Source organism: Paenibacillus sp. LC231, assembly GCF_001860525.1.
GTDB lineage: Bacteria > Bacillota > Bacilli > Paenibacillales > Paenibacillaceae > Paenibacillus_AQ.
The window spans coordinates 68,605-92,534 of sequence record NZ_JFOM01000009.1 but is presented as its reverse complement, the minus strand read 5'-3'; the positions used below and the strand labels follow the sequence as shown (position 1 = coordinate 92,534).

The window sequence follows — 23,930 nt, the reverse complement described above, 5'->3', positions numbered from 1 at the left end:
AAAATCCGCTAAATTCGCGGATTTTAATGCCTGATAGATTATTTATTGAAAGTGACCTTCTCCGAACCGCCCTCTAGAATGATCGACGTGTCCCGCGGCTTCGTTTCGGCGATTTTACGCCCGCCTCTGAACGAATAAAGCACTGCGGCTTGTTTGCGAATGGCCTCATATTCGTTCTCTGCTTCAAGAACGATGAAGTTGGCAGGTTTGCCTTCTTCAATACCGTACACATCCTCGATATGCAGCGTTCTTGCACTGTTTTTCGTAATGAGATCAATCGAGTTCACGATCTGATCGTAACCGAGCAACTGCGAAGCATGAATGCCCATGTGCAGCACTTGAAGCATGTTGCCTGTGCCTAGCGGATACCATGGATCAAAGATGTCATCGTGACCGAAGCACACATTAAGACCGGCTTCCTGCAGCTCTTTGACGCGAGTCAGCCCTCTTCTTTTCGGATACGTGTCGAAGCGTCCCTGCAGGTGGATGTTGACCAGAGGGTTGGAGACGAAATTGAGGTCCGCCATCTTCAGCAATCTGAACAATTTGTACGTATATGCATCATTGTATGAACCCATCGCCGTCGTGTGGCTTGCCGTCGTGCGGGAGCCCAGCCCGCGTTCGTATGCTTCTTTGGCGACGACTTCCACGAAACGGGATTGCTCGTCGTCGATTTCATCGCAATGGATGTCGATGAGACGGTCGTATTTTTCGGCGAGGTCAAACGCAACCTTCATCGAATCGACGCCATACTCTCTCGTGAATTCGAAGTGTGGAATGCCGCCAACCACGTCGACACCCATTTTCAGCGACTCTTCCAGCAATTCCGCACCGTTCGGGTAGGAGTGAATGCCTTCCTGTGGAAATGCTACAAGCTGGATGTCAATGTACGGTGCCATTTCTTCTTTCACTTCCAGCATCGCTTTAACTGCGGTCAAGCTTGGATCGGTAACGTCCACATGCGTGCGTACATGCTGGATGCCCTGCGCCATCTGCCACTTCAGTGCTGTTTTAGAGCGCGTTTTGACGTCTTCATGTGTCAGGAACGCCTTGCGTTCGGACCAACGCTGGATGCCTTCGAACAACGTTCCGCTCAAATTCCACTCCGGCTCGCCCGCCGTTAATGTTGTGTCCAGGTGAATGTGAGGTTCAATGAACGGTGGCAGCACCAGCGAGCCGCCCACATCAATGACTTCCTCATTCGCAGTTGTTTCCAGAGACTGCGTGATTAGACCAAACTTCCCGTCTTTCACGACGATATTCCACAAACCTTCTTTACCCCGCAATTTTGCGTTCTGTATAATCATTTGATTTCCCCATTTCATTGGATTCTTTGGCAGGAACGATCAGCATTAACACGATGTAGGCCACCGCCGTACCGATCAGTGCGTTTAATGGCGTTATTCCCGGAGCCAACTGGGCAAAAGCAACGCCGATAGCCCAAGCCGCCATCGCTATCCAGTTTACCTTCTTGAAAGTCATGTCGGCAAACGGTTTATAGTTTCTGCGCTTTACAAAGAAGTAGTCCGCGATGATGATGGCTCCGATGGACGGGATCGCCGCACCCAGCACATTCAGGAAACCAACGAAATTGTTGTACATCCACATGGCCAATACGGTACCCACGATGCCGTTTACGATGACGAATAATTTCTTTGAAATTTTAGTAATGTTGGCAAAGCCCAGTCCTGAAGCATAAAGCGCATTATCGTTGGTCGTCCAAATGTTCAGCCCGAGTACGATGATTGCGGGAATGATCAGCCCTTGCAGGAACATGACCTCCGAGATATCTGCCAGGTTATACGCCATTGCGCCGACTGCGCCGAACAGGAACATGAGCGAGTTTCCAAGGAAGAACGCAATGACCGTCGCGGTCACCGCCTGCCGGGACGACTGGGAGAACCGTGCAAAATCCGGCGTCAAGGTCCCGCCGCTAATGAATGAGCCGATACAAATAGTTAGTGCCGCTGCCGCAGTGAGGCTCTGTTCCGGCGTGTAATCGAGTAAGCCTTGAAGGCCGCCAAGCGAGCCTGCGCCTTCGAACATGGAATAACCGCCAAGAATGGTAATGGCCGGAACCGCAATATAACTCAGAATGACGAGCGACTTCATGCCGTAGATGGCTGATGCCGTCATGGCAAGACCAAACAAGAAGATTAACAGGTACACGTTCCAACCCATCGCTTTGGCGACCGGTATCGCGAACATGGCTACACCGACGCCGAACCATCCGACCTGCGTGAAGCCAAGCAGGAATGATGGCAGGTACGAGCCTTTCTCACCGAAAGCATATTTTGCCAGCAAATGCGTAGAAAGGCCTGTTTTGGCAGCGATATGCGCCAGCGCTCCTGTATAGATGCCGAGTGCCAAATTGCCCGCGAGCACGATTCCAATGAACTCCATGAACGTTAAGCCGACTCCGAGCGTCCCCCCTGCCAGCATGCTTGCCGAAAAGAATGTGAACCCTAACATGACGGATAACGTCTTCCAAAAATGGTTTCTGTGCGTGTTCGGCACCGCTTGCCACGAAAACTCTTGATCTTGTTTGCTCATCAGAATACCTCCAGGTTAAAGTGTTCTGATACCAAAGAAGCAGAAAAAAGAGGCCACTCGTCAAGTCTTCACTGACAAGTAGCCTCTTTCTCATATCATAACCCGCACGAAGACGCAGAGCATCCCTGTCGGAATAAGCACTGATTCTCGCGTGATTATAAAAAATCCGCTGCCCTTGCCAGCCTCTCTGGACTGAATTAAAGGTACCAGTATTCAATTACATTCTATTATTTTGGAAAAACCTACAGTTGTCAATGTTATAATTATCCAATGTGAACCAACTATCGATGTTTATGACTGTCCGGTTCGTTTTTTCGAACGATGTTTAGATCATTGATGTAGTCATCCCAACAATATGCTGAGTCATCAGACCAGACTTAGTGACCAAAGTCATAGACATAAAGTTTCATTTTTATATAATTAAATCAAATTTAGCAAATTATGGTTGTTATTCCATTCTAGGTGTGTTACATTATCCCTGATTTCATACATCGAAATAATAAGGAGGACGATGGATGTGAAGCATCGGAAAGAAACAAGTGTCGGCTGGTTGCGTATTATGTTGACCACCCTGATACTTATATTCGCAGTTCCCTTTTCCACGATGTTTGCCGACGAACCCGAAATGGAATCCAGAGCTGTGGGAGAAACTGTTGACTCTGCCCCTAACGTCACGATAATTCGTGCCAATGGGGATGTCGCCACCCCTATGGGAGCAGGCGAATGGGATTACCTTGGGAGTCTCTCAACGGTTTCCTCACAAAACCCGAATAATTACGTTCACTCTGGCGGCGGCGATTTCAAGTTTCAAGTTGTGAGCGGTCCGGGCGGCGGGGCCTGGTATCAGCTTCGGGAATACGATCCGGGCAGCAATGCCGACGAACTTGTGACTGGCTATGAATACTTTCTATACCCTGGCGACACACTGATCTATCGGGGAATCAGCAACTATGTCGACGGGGACAACAAGAAGGCAGAATTTTATGTCTATGAAAGCTTCAGTGGATCCGGCTCTGTGAAGTTATGGGATTAAACTACCGTGATTGAAATAAAAAAATGAAAACAAAGTCATTGTGACATGATGGTTGCACATTAAGCTATCATATGCATCTTATTATAAGATCAACTCTGATGTGAACTGCACCCCAATTGTTAGATACCATCTAACATTGGAGGTGCAGTTCAATGATAGGTTGGTCTTTTAATATGCTTTTTATTGAATTGCCACATTGATTAGTCACTGCAAGGGTCTGTCAAGATTTCTGTGTAAACTTATTTCCAAGTCATCTCCCGAGGGGGATTTGGCGTTTAGGACGCATAACCAGAACTTACTGGATTCATTCTCCCCGATCCACATGCCAAGCACATCCTTGTTTCCGTCCAGATCGATACCGATAACCATGTAGACCGCTTTGTTTACAATGGCCCCGTCCTGCTTCATTTTGAAGTGAAGCGCATCCATGTAAACGACGGCGTACACGCCTTGGAGCGGCCATTCTGCCATTCCTTAATAAGAGGCACGATTTTGTTGGTAACATTGGAAATAAGCGTGGGCGAGACTTCGATGCCGTACAGGTTTTGCAGATGGTCTTGAATCTCTCGTGTGCTGACACCTTTGGCATACAGGGCGATGATCTGACCCTCGATGCCGGTTACATTCTTCTGGTCTTCTGCACAACGAACTCATCCATCCGATCCCGTGGAACCGCAATTTCCTGCTCTCCGTATTCGCTGACCACCGTCTTCTTGCTCTTGCCATTTCGGCTGTTTGGCGTCATCTTGGCTTTGATCTCATGCTTTTCTTAAGTATAATTCTGAGAGTTCCTCGACTGAAGCGCCCGATAAATACGCATCCAGAATAGCATCATTTCTGTTGTTAATCTCTTTACGTGCGCCCGACAGCTCTCCCCAGACTTTAAATTCATTATTTCTAGCTGGTATATAGAGGTATTCGCCTTGGACATATTCCTGTAATTGTTTATTGACTTCAAGATTCTAAGGAACATATTGATGCTGTTCTGATCCGACTCTACAAAACTGTTTGGTGTGGCATCGGTGGAATTGTAAGGGATTAGATTAACATGATATAAATGTTCCCCATAACTTCTTCAAGTGGAAAATGATTGTTAATTGGCATTAACTCGCTTCTCTGATCATGAAATGGTGAATGAAGCGAGAACGTTAAATTAATCTGTGGAAACTCCTTCGTCAACTTTTTTACTCCAGCTAATATACCAATTGTGGAAACCGTAATTCTGCGATGTCCTAAACCGAAAAGTTTTGGATCTGTCAGCATATGCAATGCATCAAATACATATGGGTTTGCAAGTGCCTCTCCCATCCCCATAAAGGACACGCTGTCCAAGGGATGGTTATTCAAAATAAAGTAAAGCAGTTGATCCGTTATTTCATCCGTCGTGAGATTCCTCTTCAAACCGAGTGTTCCCGTAGCGCAAAATGTACAACCAAATCCGCAACCGCACTGCGAAGAGATACAATAGGATTCCCAGCCCGTTTTATAACTTAACCTTACGGATTCAATGTATTCATCGCCTGGGATAGCAAACAGAATTTTGCTAACTTGGTTGGATTTCTGCTCCATGTTTGGTGTGATGCTTAACACATTGTTTCCAAGCTCTTTGATTAATTCATTTCTTAATGGCTTAGACAAGTTGTTCATTGCTTCGAAATTTCCGATCTTGTTCTTGAAGATTGCCTCTGTTATTTGCGAATATCTATAATTCGGCTGTTTTAGAGCCGATGAGATCTTCCGTATTTTTTCATACTTAGATAAATGCTTCATTTCTATCTCCCTTTAAACGGAGAAAACGCAAAAAAGCACCAGCTTACCGGTGCTTTTTTGCGTACATTAACCTAACTATACCTATACAAAAATAAGAGACTAACAATAAACAAGTCGCGAACTGTACATATGCATAGAAGGATAAAGTTCCGGTATCTGATTTGTTATTTTGTGAACCTTGTCAAACATCGATTTACATGACAGGTTCACGTTTACATCTACAATTTCAGAGTTGGATATAGATATATATCCTGCCCGCTTATCAGCTTGAAATTGCTTAATAAAGTAAGTGTCATACTCAAATCCGGTATCGCGTGCAATTTCATCAAGCTTCATACCTGTATGCGTAAGGAGAGCGCACTCATCTTTTGACTTCATTCTCCATTCCTATCAGTATTGGATAAATCATCGTAAGAAAGGACTCTCGAAGTCATATGCTCAAAAGTTCCCTTCTCCAGAATTTCTTGGCCCATGCGATGCAGCAGCGATAGTGCGGCGCGAAAAGGTCCTGAGCCGGTGCTGATGCGCTGAATCCCTAGTGCTACAAGTTCATTTGCGGAAGGCATTCCCGGCCCGGCCAATACATTTATCGGACAGCTTATTTCATGGCGCAGTGTTTGGATGTCGGAGATTTCCTGGATTCCTGGGACAAAAATGCAATCTGCCCCGGCTTCCTGGTAGGCATGAGCCCGCTTGATCGTCTCTTCAAGCCTCCCTGCAGGCGGCATAGACTTGATCCAATAAGAATCGATCCGGGCATTGATAAAGAGAGGGTAAGCCATGGCGCTCCCCAGCTCCCGGATGACGGCTATTTTTTTTTGCTGGACCGGAATATCAAGCAGCGGCGCTTGTCGGTCCCTTCTGCTGTCTTCAATGTTAATTCCCGTCGCGCCCGCCTTGATCACCAGCTTAACCGACTCTGCGACTTCATCAGGTGTTTGTCCATACCCGTCTTCCATGTCCACGGTAACCGGAATATCCACGGTTTGCACAATCCTGCGTACCGTATCCAGCATCCTGTCAAAGGGCATATTCCGATCCGCATACCCATGAGAAACCGCAATACCTGCACTTGTCGTGCCAATGGCCTTGAATCCGCACTTCTCAAAAGTCTTCGCGCTCGCAGCATCCCATGCATTGGGCAAAATAAAGAAATTGGAATGAAGCTTTTTAAAGACGGCAAGCTGTTCAATCTGTTTTGTCATGTCCATACCATAACCCTCCCCATCCACATTCTGGTGTACTTTTGTATATAGTATAAACCGAGTACTATTCGATACACATCGAAATATGGAATGCACATTGCGCTTCAGAAGGATATGGTAAAGTCTTACAAGAATAATAATCAAAAGCTATAAGAAATTGGAGTGAATACGATTGTTGGCCTTCGACCCAGGAAATATCAATAATCTAATAGACGGCCATTATCGTTCCATTGACCGTACATCTTGTTTTCTCTCGTGTTGGTTATGAATTTGTCTAATCTGCTCTTAAATAATTCCGGCTGATTCTTATAGCTTTGTATCGTGTCGATCCGAACTCTTTTATAAAGATCGGGAAATGCCATGAAATTCTCATATACTTGCTTTTCCTCTTTTAGCCTTTGTTCTACGACCCCGTCTATTCTGAAAGAACCGGGATCCATGTCAGGAAGAACCCTCCTGCCTTCCTCACTAATGAACCCCAACTTTTCGAGGCGGCGGACACGTTCTTTATTCAATTCGGTCCATGAGCTTTTTTTGCTTCTAGGAGACAGTCTCTGGGCCAGCCCGGTTTCGGACACTTTCTTTTTGACTCCATCAATCCATCCAAAGCATAAGGCTTCCTCAACGACGTCCAAATATAACAACATATGAGGGGTTGGCGTCATACTAACCAAAACCCAGCAGAACTTCTCGGTCTTGCAATGGTTCTGCAGCCAAATTCTTAAATCCTCTCTCGTTTTTGCTGGAATCATATGTTCAATTTCCATAGATAAAACCTCTCCTCCTCCTTTCTAATGGAAATATTAAAACATGGCCTTTCATTGGAAGGCCATGTTTTGAATGAGTTACTGTTTGTTGGAAATGACACTATCAAGAAACTTATCTGCGTCGCTATTAAATTTCCAGGCAACTCCGAACTGATCAACCAGCATTCCAAAGCACGAAGACCAAGGAGTATTGGATAACGGCATTACAACATGTCCGCCAACAGACAATTGATTAAAGTATTCTTCCAATGTTTGTTGATCATCCATGACTACACTAATAAGCACGTTATTTCCTTTTACCAACTCACCCGTTACCGCCTTCATGGAAGGCAAAATATCCGACATCATGAGTTTCCCGCCTGCAAATTCTATTGAAGACTCCATGATCATATTTAATTCATTTTCTGGCAATGGATAATTTGGATCCTGCGGAAAATCCCTAAATTTCACTTTTTTTACCTCATCCGCATTGAGAGCCTCCGAATAAAACTCAATCGCTTTTTCGGCGATTCCATCAAAGTTCAAATAGGCAATAGCTGACATAAAGTTGTACCTCCTTCTTTTGATAAATGAAGTATAATTTATTAGTGGTGACAGACGCATGTCACCATTTAAAAATTTGTACCAAAAGAGGGGCAGCTATGGAGAAGGTTGAAAGATTAATATCGATTATCATGATGTTGCTAAAAAAAGATATCGTTTCAACAAAAGAATTCGCACAATTATTTAACGTTTCCAAAAGAACGATTCTTCGCGATATGGAAACACTGAGTTTATCCAACATCCCCATCTATTCTGTTCATGGAATTCATGGCGGATACGGTATTTTGGATGAATACAAGGTGGATAAACGTCTTTTAAGCAGCTCCGACTTGGAGAATATATTGACTGCGCTCGGCGGATTGGAACAAATTCTAATTAGCGAAGAAGTTGAAGTGACTATTAAAAAAATAGAAGCCATGGTTAGTCCATTGTCACTGAAAGGTTCAGTCCGACTGTCATTTTATGATTGGGAGGGTCGGTCCGAGGTTCTTCAAACCTTGAAGACATGCCAGGAATCGATATCAGTGAAAAAAATAATTTCATTTGATTATATAGATAAAAATGGCATGATAACGAATCGAATCGTCGAACCGTATCAGCTTCATTACAGCGAGACGAGTTGGTATCTGAAGGGATTCTGTTTACATCGTCAGAGCTATAGAACATTTAAATTATCCAGGATCGATAATCTCAATATGAATGAAGAAACCTTTAACCCGAGAGATTATGCATTAGAACAAGAAACAACCCGTTATCAACCGCAACTTGTCGCTATAAAGGCATTGATTTCGCCAAGCATAAAAGATCAATTCATTGAAAGGTACGGTCGAAAGAGTATTGAAAGCTATAGTTCTGAATATTTCCTGGCTACCATCCATATTCCTCAGAACCCTATTGGATTTCAATTTTTAGCAGGTTTCGGCACGAATCTGGAAATCGTAGAACCTAAATCATACATGGAAGAGTTTCGAAATTATTTATATAAAATGGTGGAGAAATATTCTTATTTGGAAAATTAGGATTTGAGCTGGGCTTCTTTCAAAAAGCACTGTCAAACGTGCGTTCCATTGATTCGGCGTCTTTAGAAACCGCGAAGAAAATAAATCGCCCCTTCGCCTTTAACACGTGATTATCGACCAGAAAATATTCATCGGGGCGATAGTCCTTGAATTTCATTTTCTGCGCTTCGATTCGTTGCTCCATATTCTTTTTGACGCTTTCTGCCTGACTCTCATCCTTCAGCTTGATAACGGCCAATTCATCAGCTTTTACATTCGATGTAGACGTATATAGAATAAAATCATCCATGCTGTCTGCATCCATCTTATACAATTTCTGCAGCTTATTCAGATCCTGCTTTTTCATGTCTTTTAGGCCCACTGCCTGTTCGATACTTTTTCCGATTTCGGTGGCAGACAATTGTTCTGAAGTCTTGTCATCCTTGCCTGCGCAACCGGACAATACGCCAATCACGACGAATAATGCAAGCATAACGGGGTAAAAACTTCTTTTCCCGCTCCATTGTTTTCTCATTTGATCACTCCGTTACATTTTTGATGGATGGGTCCTCGAAAAACGTATTCGCATTATAAAGCAATAACATGTCCTGGATCCCCTGCTCGTTCACGAACGACGCTAAATCCTCTTCATAATACCGAAGGTCTATCACATGTATTTCGCTAAAATGCTTTAATAAGAAAGGAATCAGGCTGTTAGCGTACGAATCTTTGACCACCAGGAGCTTTCTACCGCTCGGATTAGCCGTTTCAATATGGATTCGTGCATGGTTACCGTTAAGAAACACCGCATATTTATCCTTTCTGAGCAGCTGCTCCATCGCATACAATGAATCCGCAGTCTTCTCTTCATCGACATACGTTACGGTGTAATTCTCCTGGTCCTTTGGCAAGTAAAGCTCCAATCGATCGGGCCTTACATGTCTGAACCCGCTTTTTGAATAAAGCGAACCGAAAAATTCATCCGTTACTTGCTGGATATTAAAGTCTTCGTCATTCTGCGGTATCAGCCCCATTTGCCTGCAAAGCTCCAGATAGCCGACATAAGCGCCTTGAGTCGTCCAATGATGATCGGTTTTATAAAATATAGGTTGATCGCGCTCAGCATATAAACCTGGAAAAACATCGATGAAACGTATATTGGGATTCAGCCATTGCTTTACTTTTTCCAAGTATGCTTCTTGATCGCCGATGATCGCATATTTCGGGAGCTTGTCTTTATACAGAGCGGCTGCCGTTGGTACCAGCATCACATATTTATTCATTTCCGGCGTGGCCTGGTCAAACGAATGAATGGCTTCGAGCTTCTCCCTCACATCCTCTTCTGCCGGGGGAATGACATCCTGAATCAGATACCCGTCTGCTCCTAGGTAAACTCCGTTGCTCTCCTTTTTTCCCAAGAGCCGGTCCGCATCGGTTTTTGCCCCGATCCAAAAGTCTCTGAAAACAAATTGGTCGGACACATATTTTTCGAAATCCGCAGTGAAATCTCCTGACAGCAATGCTTTCAGCGAGAAGTGCGGCAGCTGCTTCAGCATCCGGTTTTCCGACTCCGAAAATGAACGATCCACCGCCAAAAGATGAAGAACTGCGATTACGCTAATAAATAGGAGCAGCAATAAAGCCAGCAATTTACTTTTGAAATTTTTGTAATATCCCATGGCTGTCCCCTTTTAAAATCGAAAATATAAAAACGGATTGTAGGTTTCATTGACCAAATAAGACGTCGACAGGATCATGAATAAAAAATAGATAAGCGGAACGGTAATCACGCCGGCGATTCTCCATTTTTCCCTCATGCAGGATAACATCTTTCCTGGAAGCGGAGTAACACAGATTGCCAACACGACAAACAATACACCATTCGTAGACAAATCATAGTGCGCCTGCTGATCCGCAAAAGCATGCCCGCCGAAACCGAACATCACGCTGATGAAACGCCAAGCGGAAGCCAGTTGCTCCATTTCGAACAATACCCAGCCGATCACAACGACCAGAAGCGTGTAAACATGGCCGACAAAAGCGGGTAAACGTCCAAGACTGTGCAAAAGAAATCGTTTCTCGATGATCACAAAGAATCCGAAATACAAGCCCCACACGATAAAGTTCCAGCTGGCCCCATGCCATAATCCGGTTAAAAACCATACGACCAGTAAATTCCGGAGCTGCTTCATAAAGCCTGACCTATTACCGCCAAGCGGTATATAAACGTACTCCCGAAACCAGCTGCCGAGCGAAATATGCCATCTGCGCCAAAATTCGGTTACGCTTTTTGAGATGTAGGGATATCGGAAATTTTCCATGAAATCAAATCCGAACATTTTCCCTAGTCCCCGTGCCATGTCAGAGTAACCACTGAAATCAAAATAGATTTGCAGAGTAAATGCGGTAATGCCAAGCCAGGCGGAGAGTACGCTCAATTCCTCGATCGGCGTTGCTTTAACACTCGCCCACAATAACCCGATATTATTGGCCAACAGCACTTTTTTGGCAAGTCCCCTGATGAACAGCTCCGCCCCTTCGCCAAAACGGTCCAGCGACACCTTTCGGAAAACGAGCTGTTCCGCAATATCGCCGTATTTGACGATGGGACCCGCTACAAGCTGCGGGAACATGGTCACATATGCCCCAAAAGAGATGAAATTCTTCTGCACCGATACTTTATCCAAGTAAACGTCAACGACATAAGACATCGTTTGAAAGGTATAGAAAGATATGCCCACAGGCAGCGGCAAATCGGCTGCTTGGATATCCATGTGAAACAACAGATTGATGTTGTCCACGACAAAATCCGCATATTTGAAAAATCCGAGAATACCCAGACTGCCGATCATCGAGCCGATAAAAATCGATCTGGCCATCAGCTTCCGATGCCTATACTTATCGATCAGCAGCCCGTTGATATAATCGAAGACCGTGGAGAAAATCATGATGAAAATGTATAACGGCTCTCCCCATGCATAAAAAATCAGGCTGACAACTAGTAGGACAGCATTTCGAAATTTCATCGGAGATGCGTAATAGATCAGAATGGTGACCGGCAGAAAGAGGAACAGGAATATTAGGCTGCTAAAGACCAATATTCACACCTCCAAAATGATTGATCCATTGCATGTTATTCCACTTGAGCTTTTAGCAGGTCCAGCATTCTTGTGTAAAACTCGGGTTTAAAATGAATCCCGTCCGAGTCGTACAGATTATTTGAGCCGTTTGAAAATACCGAGGACAAATCAACATATCCAATGTTCTCTTTCTCCGCCAACTCTTTTAAGCCTTGGTTATAATCATTGATATTTTTGTATCTTGGTTCCAGTTCTTCCGCTTCCGCCGTTACCGGGGTTACCGATAAAAGGGTTATTTTCGCTTGCGGAAGCTTTTCCTTGATCATACCGATCAGCTTCGCATAGTTTTTCATGGAATAGGTTTTAGGGTTATCCGTTGGCCATAAAATGTCATCCGATCCCAAGTGGATAAAGATTTGTTCCGGATCCCGCTTAGTCAACTCAGCCATATCTTGACGTGCAAACTCCGCCGTTTTTCCGGCGCCTGCCAGAACATTCTCCTCTTTAAGCACATCGTGAAAAGATAAACCCTCCGTAATGGAATCCCCCATAAAAACGCTGTTCTGGAAAAGAGCTTGATACTCGGTTTCTACGGAGCCTTTTGATTCCGTTGCCTGTCCTTGGTTTGGAGTGGTCGGTTGCTGCGGACTCGAGCTTGTGGATTCAATTCCGCATGCTGCCAAGGCAAGTGTAATACTCCCAAGGAGTAGGGTTGCAACTATTTTTTTCATGTTCATGTTCCTCTCTTTAATTTAAATTTAGAGCTTCGTTAATTCCGTCCAGAATGGAGCTTGCCATCCGGTATTGGTAATCTTCTGTCAGCATCTCATTCTCTTCTTGCGGATTCGTTAAATAACCCATTTCGATTAGAGCCGCCGGCATGTTCGAATCTTTCAAGACAAAGAAATCCTCTTTTTTTACTCCCCGGTCCCGAAATCCGCTGGTCTGAACCATATGCTTTTGCATAATTTCCGCCAAGAACTGGGAATCTTCATGATAATAGTATGTTTCTGTACCCGAAACACTAGCGTCTTCGTACGTATTTCCGTGAATGGATATGAATAAATCCGCACCCAGTCGATTGGCGATTTCCGGCCGTTCCCGGTCAATCGAAGATATAAAGCGATCCTCTGATCGAGTGAGAACCACCTCAATCCCTGGCTCTTGTTTTGCCAGTTCTTCTACCTTAAGCGCTACCTGCAGCGTAAAATCCTTCTCAAAACTACCACTGGCTCCCGTTGCGCCGTTATCCTTACCGCCATGTCCTGAATCAATCACGACCTTATAAGGCGTTTCCGACTGGTATTCTAGCGTTCTTATCTTATCCGAGCGGACATCCATGCCGGCTTTGCGGTCGCTTGCTGTCCCTTCCCCGGAAACAAGTTGATAGAGCAGAACGATCACCAGCGCAGACATAAGAGTGATTATAATCGAGCTGCCTTTTCTCATACCTTCTCTCCTCCTCCTGATAAAAGTGTAGTAGCCAGAGATCAAGATAAGGTGCAGATGATATCAAACTTTCATAGAGTAATAGGCTTTGGCGGCGGCAAACCAAAAAGAGCTGTTCCTGATAGGTCCATAAGAGACCTTCAAGAACAACTCTTCAATTAAAAAAGCGCAGAACCGGGTTCTACGCTTTCTTATTCAAATGAAAATAGAATAGGACACCATTGGGAGTGTTAGTTACACCATATCGGACACCATGCATTTCCAGAATCTTTTGGGAGATGGAAAGGCCCAGCCCGGTCCCTCCAGTCGACCGTTTTCGGGAAGGCTCGCCGCGATAAAACCGGTCCCAGATCTTCTCAAGCTGTTCGCTTTGAATGTGGACTCCTTTATTTTCGATGCATACTTTAACGGTGTCCCCATCTTCCAAGATACTGACGAGAATGGACTCCTGCTCCGGTGTATAGCGAATCGCGTTGCTGAGGAAATTGACAACGACCTGCTCCATTCGCCGCTCATTTGCCAGCACTTCGACTGGCTTCAGTGACATATCAAGATGTAACTGCTTTGTTTCGATGTCCGCAGCCAATTTTGTGCATACCCGCTCGATAACGGTGTCGATATAAAAAGAATCCATGTCCATGGTATACGTTCCGGATTCGTACTTGGCCAATTCCAGCATATCCACGATCAGCAGATCCATTCTTTTGACCTCGTCCTCCATCGCCTTAAAGTAATAATCCCTTTTATGGCTTGCCACCCCGTCCTTCATAATGGCCAGACAGCTCTGAATAACGCTTAGCGGAGTTTTCAGCTCGTGGGATACGCCGGATATAAATTCTTTTCTCGTATTCTCCAGCTGCTTTTCTTTCTCGATATCCTGCTCAAGCCGAAGAATATGAGAGTGCAGGCGCTCGGAGAGCTCATTAATGTTGCGTGATAAGTCCCCGATTTCATCCTTCGTTGTAATGGGGATTTTCTCCGAAAAATCAAGGTCTGCCATTTGCCGTGTGGTACGGTTGATGCGCAGCAGCGGCCGAGTGATCTGACGAGAATAATAGAACGATGCCAGCACCACGAGAAGCAGAGTAGCAATAATGATGTACACATAGTATTCCTTGATCATCCCTGCGGCTTCATTAACCGGCTGGAGTGACGCCATCGCGAACAGATATGCGGGATTTCCGTCGCGATCTTGGATACGATTCACGAAAATTTTGTAATTCACATCATTTTCTTTATAATCCACGATCTGATTGGGGTTCTTGCTATCCTTCCAGTCGCCGTATAAAAGATCCGCTTGGAAAGCCTTGATGCGGTCCAGCAACAAGTGATTGGTATAAAGCGAGACCCCTGCGCCTTCCGGTAACTGGACCTTCATAATGGTTCCCTCGACCAGAAATGTGGGATATTTCTCAAAGTATTGGTTCGGACTCTCAAATCGAGTGACGACCTCGTACTCTTTTCTCACCATCTGCGAATTTTCCAGCCTGCTTTCGTCTCTTAGGTTAGAATTGCCCCTTCCCATACGCTGGATCACCGGCTGGCCATTCATAATCAAACCTTCCATGGCGATCTCTTCCCCTTCTTTAATCCAAGGCGTGAGGAAGGGATTATCACTGCTGAAGTCCTCTACGTCGATCACACTATACAGAGGAATGATCATCGTTTTATTGGAAAACATGGTTTCATCCGAATGTCTTAGCTTGACTTCCATGAAGAAATCATCGGTGTACTTTAAATTACCTTGGGTGTCCACCGTCGTAACCCAGATGTTATGCTTTTGATAAAAATCTTGCTCCAGCTTTGCCGTCTCCTGCGTGTCCGTTGTTTGATTCAGGTAGTCTTGTTCATAAACCTGAAGCGCCGTGCTCACATCCTTCACTTTCTGATGAACATAATACTGTTTGAAAAATACGGTCTGCAAGGTAAAGATAACAGCAAGAATGAATAAGCATAATCCCGTCGTAAATAGAAACAGCTTTAGAACAATCCCTTGCTTCATAACTTGTCCTCGAACTTGTAACCTGATCGAACGATCGTGACAATATGCTTGGCGTGCTCTCCCAGCTTGGAACGCAGATTGCGGATATGACTGTTGACCGTGCGATCATCACCGACAAAATCATACCCCCAAATTTTTGTAATCAGCTGTTCTCTGGTTATAATAATTCCTTTGTTTTTCATCAGATAAGCCAGAATTTCAAATTCCGTATGCGTCAAACTGCAGTTTTCCCCATCCACCGCCACCGTTCGGGATGGAAAGTGGATGGAAATACCGTTGCTGGATAGTGTATCGTCTTCTTGTTCCCGAGTCTGTCTGCTCTCCAAAAGCCGCTTCGCCCGTGCCAGCAAGATTGGAGGGCTGTATGGTTTGGTTACGTAGTCGTCGGCTCCCAGTTCAAAACCCATCAAGGTATCATCCTCATCCGAACGGGCCGTCAGCATGATAATCGGAACGTTAGATGCTTTTCGGATGCGTTTGCATACGGACCATCCGTCCAATTCAGGGAGCATGATATCCAGAATGATCAGATCCAGCTCATGTTCCTGGAATAGCGCCAAAGCTTTTCTGCCATCATCCGCTTCGAGCACTTCATAACCTTCTTCAAGCAAATAATCTTTTATGATTTCTCGTAAAATATGCTCATCTTCTACAATCATTATTGTTTTAGGCATGTGACAACCTCTCAAGTTTATATGAGCATGAGCATGAGCCCCTCAAACTCACCAGTGTGTACTTCAGTTGGATCGTAACACTTTTTCAAATACTAGACAAACGTTGTCATCTAAGACACAACTCTAATCTATTTTGGGACTAATCATAGAATAGAGAAATGAAGATCGGGTGCAGACAAGATCAATATGGAGTGATTATGTAACAGGCTTCGTCTTAAACTCTTGTCGTTCAATTAGAAAAAAACTAATACTACAACTGAAAAAAGCCGCAATTTATGCGGCTTTCAAAATCCATATGTCATTGTCATCTGAATCATCTGACAATTTCGGCATCCTGCCATGAAGTTCCTTCATACATTTAATTACCGCTCAACTACCTGACGTAATGAGACGGAATAAGAGTTTCGTTCACTTCTCCATTCCCGTACCGGCGCCCGTCAGGCCGAGGCGGCTGTTGAACAGCTGCTCGATTCGGGTGCAGGTATCCGCCGGGGTTTCCATGCCGGCCCACAGCAGATTCAGTTCATCCAGCAGCGTCAATATTTCAGATTGGCTCAGGTTGAGTGTATGAAGCGGATAAGCGTGAGGGAGCACCTCCAGAAAACGGTTATAGTGCTGCGGATGAATGTCCGGATTCAGCAGACGGTCATCCTCGGCCACCGACCGCAAAGCCGGAATGGTGCAGCCGTGCTTCTTCAGCAGCGTCTGCGCCTCCTCACCTGTCATAAAATCCACGAGTTTCTCGGCGATACTCCGATGACTGCTCGCAGCATTGATCGACAGCCCCCCTCCAAGCAGCATCGTTGCGGGCTTGGTGCCGTTCGGCAGGGTCATTACATCCCAGTCGATGGAATGGTCGCGGAATTCATTCATGAAGTAATAGGTGGACATGATCATGGCAACCCGTTCCTTCATAAAGAGGCTCTCGGCCAAATGGCTGCTGCCATGGGAGAAGATCGGCGACACATGTTCCTTGTACATAAGCGATACGCAAAACTCCAAAGCTTCGATATTCCGCTGATCCGCCATCGTGCTCCAGCTGCGGTCTGCAGCCATAATGCTGCCGCCATTTTGAAGCAGGAAGACCGGCCAGCGGTTCGGAGACGAGGAGAAGCAGAAGCCGTAATGATCGGTCATTCCGTCTTCGTCCGGGGCCGATGTGCAGGCTTTGGCCGCCGCCAGCAGCTCCTTCCAGTCGCCAAGACTGATAGGGTAAGGCAGGCCGTGCTGACGGAAGATCGAACGGTTGTAGCAGATGACCACCGGAGAGAAGACGAACGGCGCCGCAAGCATGTCGCCTTCATGATTGAACAGCTCGAAGACCCGCGGATAGCTGACCCCTTCCTCCCTGAGACGAGGAGGAACATATCCTGTCAGCAGATTCGTTCGCCCGCTTTCGGTCCATTCCCGGAAATGCTGATCCGACATAATAAACAGATCGGGGCCCTGACCGTCATCAATGGACCGAATGATGGTTTCGGTGTAGAAGTCCTCGGCGTACAGCACCATTTCCACCTGAACGAACGGATGCTTCCGCTCAAACGCCTCGATCATTTTCTCGATAATCGGAATCTCATAGGAGGAAGAGAACCAGGCGAGTCTCAGTACGACAGGCGTTCTGTCCTCATCCGGCTCCTTCACACGGTTGCCCTTGCCCGCAATCTTCTCGATCAGTCCTTCGTTCACCAGCTCATCCAGCGCCTTCCGGATCGATACCCGGCTCATTTCATACTTCTGGCTAAGCGTATTTTCCGGCAAAATAAATTCACCCGGCTGCAGAACACCTGAGACGATTTCATTTCTCAATTCCTGGACAAAGCGTTCATAACGCTCATGAAATTCATTTCTTCTACGTAACAATATATACCGCTCCTATACATGTCTATAACAATCAGTATATCATGAGGAACATCAGGATTCCATGTACTCCGCTTAAAGAACGTGTATATATTTTACTCTGCAAGCTTCTTCTCAAGAAAAGCATAGGCACGCTGGCGGATATCCGGCGGGAAGTCATGCCCTTCATGACCGATCCAGCATTCGAAAGCAGATGAAGCGCCAAGAAAATCATACAAGCCATCCAGTTCCCCAAGACCCGATGCAATCTCACGCCAGTTCGGAAAAATCGGATCTCGCATCCCGCACCACATCAACATCGGCACCGGAGCCGCAAGCGCCGCGATTTCATGCCATTCGAATGGAAGATCGCCGTTACTCAGGCTGTCCGTTATGGAAGGGATATGGGAAAACCACTCCCGCTGCCCCCAGCGGTTCGGCTCCGGATCACCGCGGAACATCGTAAACCCGCAGCTCGAGACGACAGCCTTGATGCGTTTATCCATTCCGGCCAGAAACCAGCCATTATAGCCGCCCAGCGAATGACCGATGACGCCGATCCGGTGGGAGTTTACCTGCGGCAGCGAGGACAACACATCGACTGCCGTGATGTGGTCGGAGAGCATTTTACCAACCGCAGTCCACGCGGGGTGCTGCCGATAGAACGGTGCGGTTTGAAATGGCGCTTCCCCTGCATAGACCCGGTCGCCGAACGTGATGGAGTCCGGTGCCAGCACGGCAAATCCGTGCTGAACCAGCTCCAGGCCATACCGCCGATTCTCCCGACCGGAAGGCAGACATACATCGTCTTTTCCGTTCTCGGTTGTCGGATGAAGAGCCAGAACAGCGGGATAACCTCCCTCAACTGGCTTTCCATGAGGAAGCAGAAGATAAGCTTGGATCGGATCCCCTTCCGGGGAATGGTAAACGATCTTAAGTCTTGTGTGATCTTCCTCGTCATGCTCTGATACCACCCGGAAGCCACCACTGTTTGCGGCCGCACTCGGCTTGTAATCAACCGGCCCCGGGGGCTCCCCCAGCAGCTGCAGCCAGCGCTCTCTCAGTCTGGACTCCTTCTCCATCCAAGCATCAAGGGTATGTATACCCTCTAATAGCGGCATCATGTTCCCATTAAACCGATTCATAAAATGAATTACCCTCCTCTTCCAGCCGATACCGCCACAGCTCAGCAAAGGAACCGAAATACACGTCTCCGTTCAGGCAGGCGATCCCACTGGTAGCTTCAGCCGGAAGCCGGTCCAGCAGCTCTGGCTCCATGTTTACAGGATTCACGGTGAACAAAGCCCTGCTCAGCAGACCCAAGAGGAATGGACGGCCCTCCCGCTCGGTCATGAGCAGCCCCTGCCGAACAATACGGCCCCATGTAGAAAGATCGCTCCAGTGAACCACTTGTTTCAGGTCAGCATCATAAACGAAAAATACCGATTCCGAGGTCAGTCCATACAGGATACCCTTCACGCCGGGAGCCAGCTGAGCAATCTCTTTGGCTCCTTGGATCGGCACCCAGCGCCGAATCACTTTCCGGTCAGGCCAACTCAACTCATACATTGCCGCTTCCCCCGCCTTGCTTATCCCACCGCCAGGTGTTTCAATGCTGGTGCCCCCGAATACCCTGCCGTCCGGCAGTACCGCCAGCGAAATCGTGCTCTGCCCGCTGACAATTTCCTGGTGCTCTAGCATCTCCACCTGACCGGCCTGCACATCCACGATGCCGAGCCCGCCGCCTGCGGCACCATAACCGGGAAATCCGCCATACAGAACATGACGGCCGTCCGGATGCGCGGCAGCGCATCTCGGCCTGTGGACAGCGGCATTTTCATAGATCAGCCTAGGATTCCGACAGAGTCCTTCTTCCGTATTCCAATCTTTCGCCGTATCCAACAGATGGACCATGCCGCCTGCATATGCCGCACCCACGATGATGTTCCCTTGAGCCGCATAAGCGGCGATATTACCGCCGCCTCCCCGCTCCACAATATCGCCGCCCCAATCGGTCAGACGTCCGGCTGTGGTATCATAAGTAAACAGATGAAGCGGGTGGTTCGAGGTGCCGTACAAAATGCCGTCCGGGCCTCCATACAGCGGGGAGAGGGGTGTTCCCCCTCCCTTGTAAGCAAGCGGTATCCGGCTCAAGCTCCCGTCCGCTTCCATGATGACGACCTGCCTGTCGGACAGCTGCCATTTCAGCAGCGTTCGACCGCCGTCAAGGTCCAGATGCAGCTTGTTGTAACCTGCTCCCTTATACAGGGATGGACCGACTTCCTCCGCCGGCACTGGCTCCACCCCGTGCTCGCCCAGCCGGTACCATCGTCCGTCTCCATTCTCTCCTGAAGGCAGCCAGCCGTAAACAGAGCCGTTGCAGCCCTGGAGAACTGCAGCGCTGCCGGGCATATCCGGGGGTCCCTCGAGCAATATCTCCAGCTCGCCGGTTTCTTCATGGAAGCAGGCGATGGCCGACGATGTCGTGCCTAGTCCCGCATAGATCTTCCCGCCGCTTCCGCATGCTAGCGTCATGGCATACTTCCTCTCGGAATCCAGCCTGCATAACGTGCGAGATGAATCCGACGAAGCGTCGAGCTCAACCAGATAGCTTCCCGGGTACGTTGTGGCGTAAACCCGTCCATCCCCCTTAACGGCAAACGCAAATCCCGCTTCCTCTTCCCCTTCAGGAACCCGGTGCTGTCCAACAAATGCTGGAGTGAACGGATCTACAATGTAAAAATAGCGGCCTGCTCCCGTATAGAACCACCCCCGGAGATCACTGGCCGACGCGAACGGATACTGGCTCTCACCCCCCGGAAAATAAAGCTGGCTGCAGCTACCCGTCTCGGGATCCACAATCAGCACGTATCCCCGGGCAGCGATTACGATGCGTTCGGCTCCGTCGTCTCTACGACAGACCGCCGCTGACCGGCTCTCATCCACGTCTGCGGGAACGCCGATCCGCTCAAAAGCCCCCATCCTCGCCGGGATCTTACCGCCGCCCGCTTTATCCGTATTACTCATCGCTTTTGGCATAACAAGCACCCACCTTGGCAACTGCGTGAATAATATCCTCAATATCCTTCAGCGAGTAGAATTCGTTCAGTGGAATCTGAACCGCCGTGACCAGAATCTCCTCCGCTACTGGACACAGGCCGGGTTTATAGGAAACGCTGCTGCCGTCAAACGGAAAATGGCTTCCCGGATAAGCCTGCCGCTTCTGGAACAGCGGCTGCAAATAACATACCTGTGGGATATAGCCGGCACGGTTCGGGATGCCCTCCGCCTCCAGCGCTCTGCAAAACTCTTCGCGGCTGCAGGTCAATTGATCCAGGTCAAGCCGCAGCATGTAGAACCAGTATGTACAGTCATGCTCCGGGTCAACCTGCGGCGGAATGACACCCTTAATACCTTGCAATCCTTCATTGAGCCGGTCCCCGTATTTCTGACGCCGCTCGCATATCCAGGGCAGCTTCTTCAACTGGGCGATTCCGACGGCTCCCTGCAGCTCGGTCATCCGGTAATTCGGTGCAATATAACTCGTTCCTCGGTCAACCGTGGTGCCTAGACGGCGATAGTTTTTGTCCGCAAAGGCGTGAGCGGTTTCGTAATCCTCGCGCGCTCCCGAATTGATCAGCACCATACCGCCGTCCCCGGTGGAAATATGCTTGAAATCATTCGTGCTGAAACAGCCGTAATCTCCGATGGTCCCGGTCAGCCTGCCCTTGTACCGGGTCAAATAGGCCTGTGCGCAATCCTCGATAACCTTGATGCCATGCTTCTTCGCGATCTTCATAATCGGATCCATATCGCATGGATATCCTGCGAGATGGACGACGATAATGGCTTTGGTTCTCGGTGTGATGCGCGCCTCAACCGAAGCCGGATCCAAATTGTAAGTGTGCGGCTCCAGATCGGCAAACACCGGGATGGCATTCTGATACAGAATGCCGATCAGCGTTCCCTGGTCCGTAATCGGGCTTGTTATGACCTCATCCCCTACGGTGACACCCGCCGCACCAAGTGCGACATGAAGGGCTGCGGTGCCGGAGGATGTCGCCACACTGTATTCCCGGCCGTACATCGCATTGAAATCGGCCAAAAACTGTTTAACCTTGGAGCCGAAATGATAAAACAGCGTGTTTTGCTCCAGCGCCTCAAGCAGCTGCGCGGCCTCCTCGTCCCCGAATCGTTTACCTGTGCCAAAAGGACCGGTCTTGACTGGCGCTCCGCCATGAATCGCTAACATTTCCACGATCTGATTCCTCCTCATCGTCGTTATTCAGCTGCTGTTTTCACGCTGCTCGCCGCTTCAGCACACGGGCGCCCAAAGCGAATTTCCATCCGTGAAGCTGACAGGTCCGCCTCCGCATCAGAAGGCTGACGCAATACCGCTCCCTGCGGAAGATTCTCGGCGATCAGGATTCCGTCTGCGCCGACCCGCAGTACCGCAGCTCGTCTGGCCTCCTCCCAGCGGGTGATCTCCTCGCTCGTCCAGAATACAAAACCAAGACGCTTCGCGGTTTCGACGGCAAGCGTAAGCGCGTGCCGGACCTGCTCCAGGTTATGGATATGCTGCTGGTGAAACAGAAAGTGAGCGACGCCGCGGACCTCCGCCACCTTTTCGAGAAACGGGGCAATCACCGACACATCCGAAAGTGTAGGATGCTCCAGATCCTGGGTCAGAAAGCCGATCTGCAGCACCCGGTAAAACCGATTTCGCTCATGAGAACGAGCGATAGGATAATAGGGGTGGCAGGTACCGAACGGAAAGCCGACATTTCCTTTTTTGCTCGGCCCCCGGGTCTGATCCGCTTCAATGCCGTTCAACTCGCACCATTCATAGAGCTCTCCCCAGCCCTCAAACCGGGTATAGTGGTTCTTGTTCGATACGATTGGCGATCCGCTGGTGCTCCGGATCACGTTCAGTTGACGTGTGAATTCTTCGGCGCTCCATATGCCATTCTCCTGCTCCAAAGCATTGAAGTGAAAAGCCAGCTCATGCCCGGCTGCCCGAATTTCCTTGTACAACGAAGGAGAGTAACCCGGCTCAATCATGCACCAGGTCGATCGGACGCCGTTATTCTGAAGCACGCTCAAGGTCGTTCGGGCCGCCTCCTCAACGTTGAAGTCGCTGTCGTGCGAAATCATGGCCACCTGATGGACGCCTTCCGGCCAATAATCCAGAAACGGAAGAGACAATCCAAGCGCATCCGCTTCCTCCATCAGCTGGCGGACAATCACCTCGCGCCACCAGTCTGCATACGGCGTATCAAAATAAGGCATCCCGGTCTCTGTCACCGAGCGGTCCTCATTCCAGTCCAGCTCACACCGGTCATCCGCCTTCAGAATGCCTTCGTCCACCGCTCCTGTTCCGTCCGGAGCAGGTATGCCGTCCTGCACGACCGGGCCTCCGCCCTGCTGCAGCATGACAATGTTCGCAGGAATGTCCACGTTCCAGCGGATCAGCCGTCCGCCGCCGAGCGGGAACTTGATGACGGCCGCGGACGCCTCGGCACCATCTTTCCGTAGCCGGCGCAGAACGCCGTCTGCTTCAACCGGCATGACAGATGTCTGCGATACCATCCACGGATCACTGATTACCGCCCTCAGAACCGGAATGCCTTGCGCATATTTTAACCCCGACAGATCGCCATACACCGCATCCCGGATGGCAAACCGGGTACAGCCCAGCCGGCCGGCCATACGATTCAATCCACCGTAGCTGATGAGCGTCGCTCCCTGTCGGGCCCACTGCTCCAGTCGGTTCAGATCCTCCTCCTTCTCTCCAGCGTGCAGCACGACGATGATATCGGGATGATAGGACTCAAGGGTATCGGCATCATCAAACCTTGCATAAGGAATGCCGGCATGCCCAAGCACCTCCTCCACATAAAGCTGAAACAGGTCCTGGCCGTGTCTCCAGAGATACTCCGCCGACCGCTTGTTAAACCATAAACCGATTTTGGCTGTCTTTCTCATGATACATCTCTCCCCCTTCCCCTGCTCGCATTCGC

At 48.2% G+C, this 23,930-nt stretch carries 19 protein-coding genes and 3 pseudogenes; 2 read left to right on the top strand and 20 right to left on the bottom strand.

The genetic code is table 11. The features are described 5' to 3' along the window. Window positions 1-38 precede the first annotated feature (38 nt). Window positions 39-1,307, bottom strand: coding sequence for a cytosine deaminase (locus tag AK95_RS05550; protein ID WP_071218985.1), 1,269 nt, complete (start codon window positions 1,305-1,307; stop codon window positions 39-41). Continuing rightward, a complete protein-coding gene (codB, locus tag AK95_RS05545) occupies window positions 1,276-2,553 on the bottom strand; it encodes a cytosine permease (protein WP_071218984.1) in 1,278 nt (425 codons plus the stop codon). The genes AK95_RS05550 and codB overlap by 32 nt, the downstream gene beginning before the upstream one ends. Before the next feature lie 517 nt (window positions 2,554-3,070). Between codB and AK95_RS05540 the strand changes: the two genes are divergently transcribed. Next, entirely contained in the window at window positions 3,071-3,586 is a 516-nt protein-coding gene (locus tag AK95_RS05540; protein WP_162487530.1) for a hypothetical protein, read from the top strand. Between the two features lie 273 nt (window positions 3,587-3,859). Here AK95_RS05540 and AK95_RS34035 read toward each other — a convergent pair. The 6 genes and pseudogenes from AK95_RS34035 to AK95_RS05510 all read right to left on the bottom strand — a co-directional run. Further along, window positions 3,860-4,352 (bottom strand): annotated as a pseudogene (locus tag AK95_RS34035) (IS256 family transposase); the annotation flags it as partial. Further along, window positions 4,345-4,521 (bottom strand): annotated as a pseudogene (locus AK95_RS35110) (hypothetical protein); the annotation flags it as partial. The pseudogenes AK95_RS34035 and AK95_RS35110, both read right to left, overlap by 8 nt. Window positions 4,522-4,535: 14 nt before the next feature. After that, window positions 4,536-5,356, bottom strand: a pseudogene (locus AK95_RS05530) (radical SAM protein); the annotation flags it as partial. A gap of 374 nt (window positions 5,357-5,730) precedes the next feature. Continuing rightward, a complete protein-coding gene (locus tag AK95_RS05520) occupies window positions 5,731-6,567 on the bottom strand; it encodes an isocitrate lyase/PEP mutase family protein (RefSeq protein ID WP_071218981.1) in 837 nt (278 codons plus the stop codon). 191 nt (window positions 6,568-6,758) lie between these two features. Further along, window positions 6,759-7,328 (bottom strand): YdeI/OmpD-associated family protein, encoded by a 570-nt coding sequence (locus AK95_RS05515; protein ID WP_071218980.1) that lies wholly within the window; start codon window positions 7,326-7,328, stop codon window positions 6,759-6,761. A 78-nt stretch (window positions 7,329-7,406) separates the two neighbouring features. Next, window positions 7,407-7,871 (bottom strand): VOC family protein, encoded by a 465-nt coding sequence (locus AK95_RS05510; protein WP_071218979.1) that lies wholly within the window; start codon window positions 7,869-7,871, stop codon window positions 7,407-7,409. Window positions 7,872-7,969: 98 nt separating this feature from the next. Between AK95_RS05510 and AK95_RS05505 the strand changes: the two genes are divergently transcribed. Then, window positions 7,970-8,890 (top strand): helix-turn-helix transcriptional regulator, encoded by a 921-nt coding sequence (locus tag AK95_RS05505; protein ID WP_071218978.1) that lies wholly within the window; start codon window positions 7,970-7,972, stop codon window positions 8,888-8,890. Between the two features lie 19 nt (window positions 8,891-8,909). Here AK95_RS05505 and AK95_RS05500 read toward each other — a convergent pair whose 3' ends face one another. The 12 genes from AK95_RS05500 to AK95_RS05445 all read right to left on the bottom strand — a co-directional run bounded on the left by AK95_RS05500 (window position 8,910) and on the right by AK95_RS05445 (window position 23,895). Continuing rightward, window positions 8,910-9,404, bottom strand: coding sequence for a DUF4358 domain-containing protein (locus AK95_RS05500; RefSeq protein WP_071218977.1), 495 nt, complete (start codon window positions 9,402-9,404; stop codon window positions 8,910-8,912). A 4-nt stretch (window positions 9,405-9,408) separates the two neighbouring features. Further along, window positions 9,409-10,548, bottom strand: coding sequence for a DHHW family protein (locus AK95_RS05495; RefSeq protein ID WP_071218976.1), 1,140 nt, complete (start codon window positions 10,546-10,548; stop codon window positions 9,409-9,411). A 12-nt stretch (window positions 10,549-10,560) separates the two neighbouring features. Continuing rightward, complete coding sequence (locus AK95_RS05490) at window positions 10,561-11,967, bottom strand: MBOAT family O-acyltransferase (RefSeq protein ID WP_071218975.1); 1,407 nt, start codon at window positions 11,965-11,967, stop codon at window positions 10,561-10,563. Between the two features lie 35 nt (window positions 11,968-12,002). Then, the gene (locus AK95_RS05485; protein WP_071218974.1) at window positions 12,003-12,686 is read right to left on the bottom strand and encodes a GDSL-type esterase/lipase family protein; all 684 of its coding nucleotides are present in this window, start codon (window positions 12,684-12,686) and stop codon (window positions 12,003-12,005) included. A 10-nt stretch (window positions 12,687-12,696) separates the two neighbouring features. Then, window positions 12,697-13,398, bottom strand: a complete 702-nt coding sequence (locus AK95_RS05480) for an N-acetylmuramoyl-L-alanine amidase family protein (protein ID WP_071218973.1) — start codon at window positions 13,396-13,398, stop codon at window positions 12,697-12,699. A gap of 181 nt (window positions 13,399-13,579) precedes the next feature. After that, complete coding sequence (locus AK95_RS05475; protein ID WP_071218972.1) at window positions 13,580-15,400, bottom strand: sensor histidine kinase; 1,821 nt, start codon at window positions 15,398-15,400, stop codon at window positions 13,580-13,582. Beyond that, the gene (locus tag AK95_RS05470; RefSeq protein ID WP_071218971.1) at window positions 15,397-16,074 is read right to left on the bottom strand and encodes a response regulator transcription factor; all 678 of its coding nucleotides are present in this window, start codon (window positions 16,072-16,074) and stop codon (window positions 15,397-15,399) included. Before AK95_RS05470 ends, AK95_RS05475 begins: the two co-directional genes overlap by 4 nt. Window positions 16,075-16,482: 408 nt before the next feature. Beyond that, window positions 16,483-17,934: an extracellular solute-binding protein gene (locus AK95_RS05465; RefSeq protein ID WP_071218970.1), complete on the bottom strand. Its 1,452-nt coding sequence runs from the start codon at window positions 17,932-17,934 to the stop codon at window positions 16,483-16,485. 92 nt (window positions 17,935-18,026) lie between these two features. Then, window positions 18,027-19,055 carry an alpha/beta hydrolase family protein gene (locus AK95_RS05460; RefSeq protein ID WP_071218969.1) on the bottom strand — a complete coding sequence of 343 codons (1,029 nt, stop codon included), beginning with the start codon at window positions 19,053-19,055 and terminating at the stop codon, window positions 18,027-18,029. Further along, on the bottom strand, window positions 19,042-20,949 hold the full coding sequence (locus AK95_RS05455; RefSeq protein WP_071218968.1) for an NHL repeat-containing protein: 1,908 nt from the start codon (window positions 20,947-20,949) through the stop codon (window positions 19,042-19,044). The genes AK95_RS05460 and AK95_RS05455 overlap by 14 nt, the downstream gene beginning before the upstream one ends. Further along, window positions 20,930-22,168 carry a DegT/DnrJ/EryC1/StrS family aminotransferase gene (locus AK95_RS05450; RefSeq protein ID WP_162487529.1) on the bottom strand — a complete coding sequence of 413 codons (1,239 nt, stop codon included), beginning with the start codon at window positions 22,166-22,168 and terminating at the stop codon, window positions 20,930-20,932. The genes AK95_RS05455 and AK95_RS05450 overlap by 20 nt, the downstream gene beginning before the upstream one ends. A 23-nt stretch (window positions 22,169-22,191) precedes the next feature. Beyond that, complete coding sequence (locus AK95_RS05445) at window positions 22,192-23,895, bottom strand: polysaccharide deacetylase family protein (protein ID WP_071218966.1); 1,704 nt, start codon at window positions 23,893-23,895, stop codon at window positions 22,192-22,194. Between the last annotated feature and the right edge of the window lie 35 nt (window positions 23,896-23,930).

What these genes read in the sequence shown, in the direction of transcription:
- AK95_RS05480 (WP_071218973.1), bottom strand. Translation starts at nt 13,398, where the DNA reads ATGAGAAAAGGCAGCTCGATTATAATCACTCTTATGTCTGCGCTGGTG.
- AK95_RS05445 (WP_071218966.1), bottom strand. Translation starts at nt 23,895, where the DNA reads ATGAGAAAGACAGCCAAAATCGGTTTATGGTTTAACAAGCGGTCGGCG.
- AK95_RS05510 (WP_071218979.1), bottom strand. Translation starts at nt 7,871, where the DNA reads ATGTCAGCTATTGCCTATTTGAACTTTGATGGAATCGCCGAAAAAGCG.
- AK95_RS05485 (WP_071218974.1), bottom strand. Translation starts at nt 12,686, where the DNA reads ATGAACATGAAAAAAATAGTTGCAACCCTACTCCTTGGGAGTATTACA.
- AK95_RS05455 (WP_071218968.1), bottom strand. Translation starts at nt 20,949, where the DNA reads ATGCCAAAAGCGATGAGTAATACGGATAAAGCGGGCGGCGGTAAGATC.
- AK95_RS05515 (WP_071218980.1), bottom strand. Translation starts at nt 7,328, where the DNA reads ATGGAAATTGAACATATGATTCCAGCAAAAACGAGAGAGGATTTAAGA.
- AK95_RS05475 (WP_071218972.1), bottom strand. Translation starts at nt 15,400, where the DNA reads ATGAAGCAAGGGATTGTTCTAAAGCTGTTTCTATTTACGACGGGATTA.
- codB (WP_071218984.1), bottom strand. Translation starts at nt 2,553, where the DNA reads ATGAGCAAACAAGATCAAGAGTTTTCGTGGCAAGCGGTGCCGAACACG.
- AK95_RS05495 (WP_071218976.1), bottom strand. Translation starts at nt 10,548, where the DNA reads ATGGGATATTACAAAAATTTCAAAAGTAAATTGCTGGCTTTATTGCTG.
- AK95_RS05550 (WP_071218985.1), bottom strand. Translation starts at nt 1,307, where the DNA reads ATGATTATACAGAACGCAAAATTGCGGGGTAAAGAAGGTTTGTGGAAT.
- AK95_RS05500 (WP_071218977.1), bottom strand. Translation starts at nt 9,404, where the DNA reads ATGAGAAAACAATGGAGCGGGAAAAGAAGTTTTTACCCCGTTATGCTT.
- AK95_RS05505 (WP_071218978.1), top strand. Translation starts at nt 7,970, where the DNA reads ATGGAGAAGGTTGAAAGATTAATATCGATTATCATGATGTTGCTAAAA.
- AK95_RS05470 (WP_071218971.1), bottom strand. Translation starts at nt 16,074, where the DNA reads ATGCCTAAAACAATAATGATTGTAGAAGATGAGCATATTTTACGAGAA.
- AK95_RS05460 (WP_071218969.1), bottom strand. Translation starts at nt 19,055, where the DNA reads ATGAATCGGTTTAATGGGAACATGATGCCGCTATTAGAGGGTATACAT.
- AK95_RS05520 (WP_071218981.1), bottom strand. Translation starts at nt 6,567, where the DNA reads ATGGACATGACAAAACAGATTGAACAGCTTGCCGTCTTTAAAAAGCTT.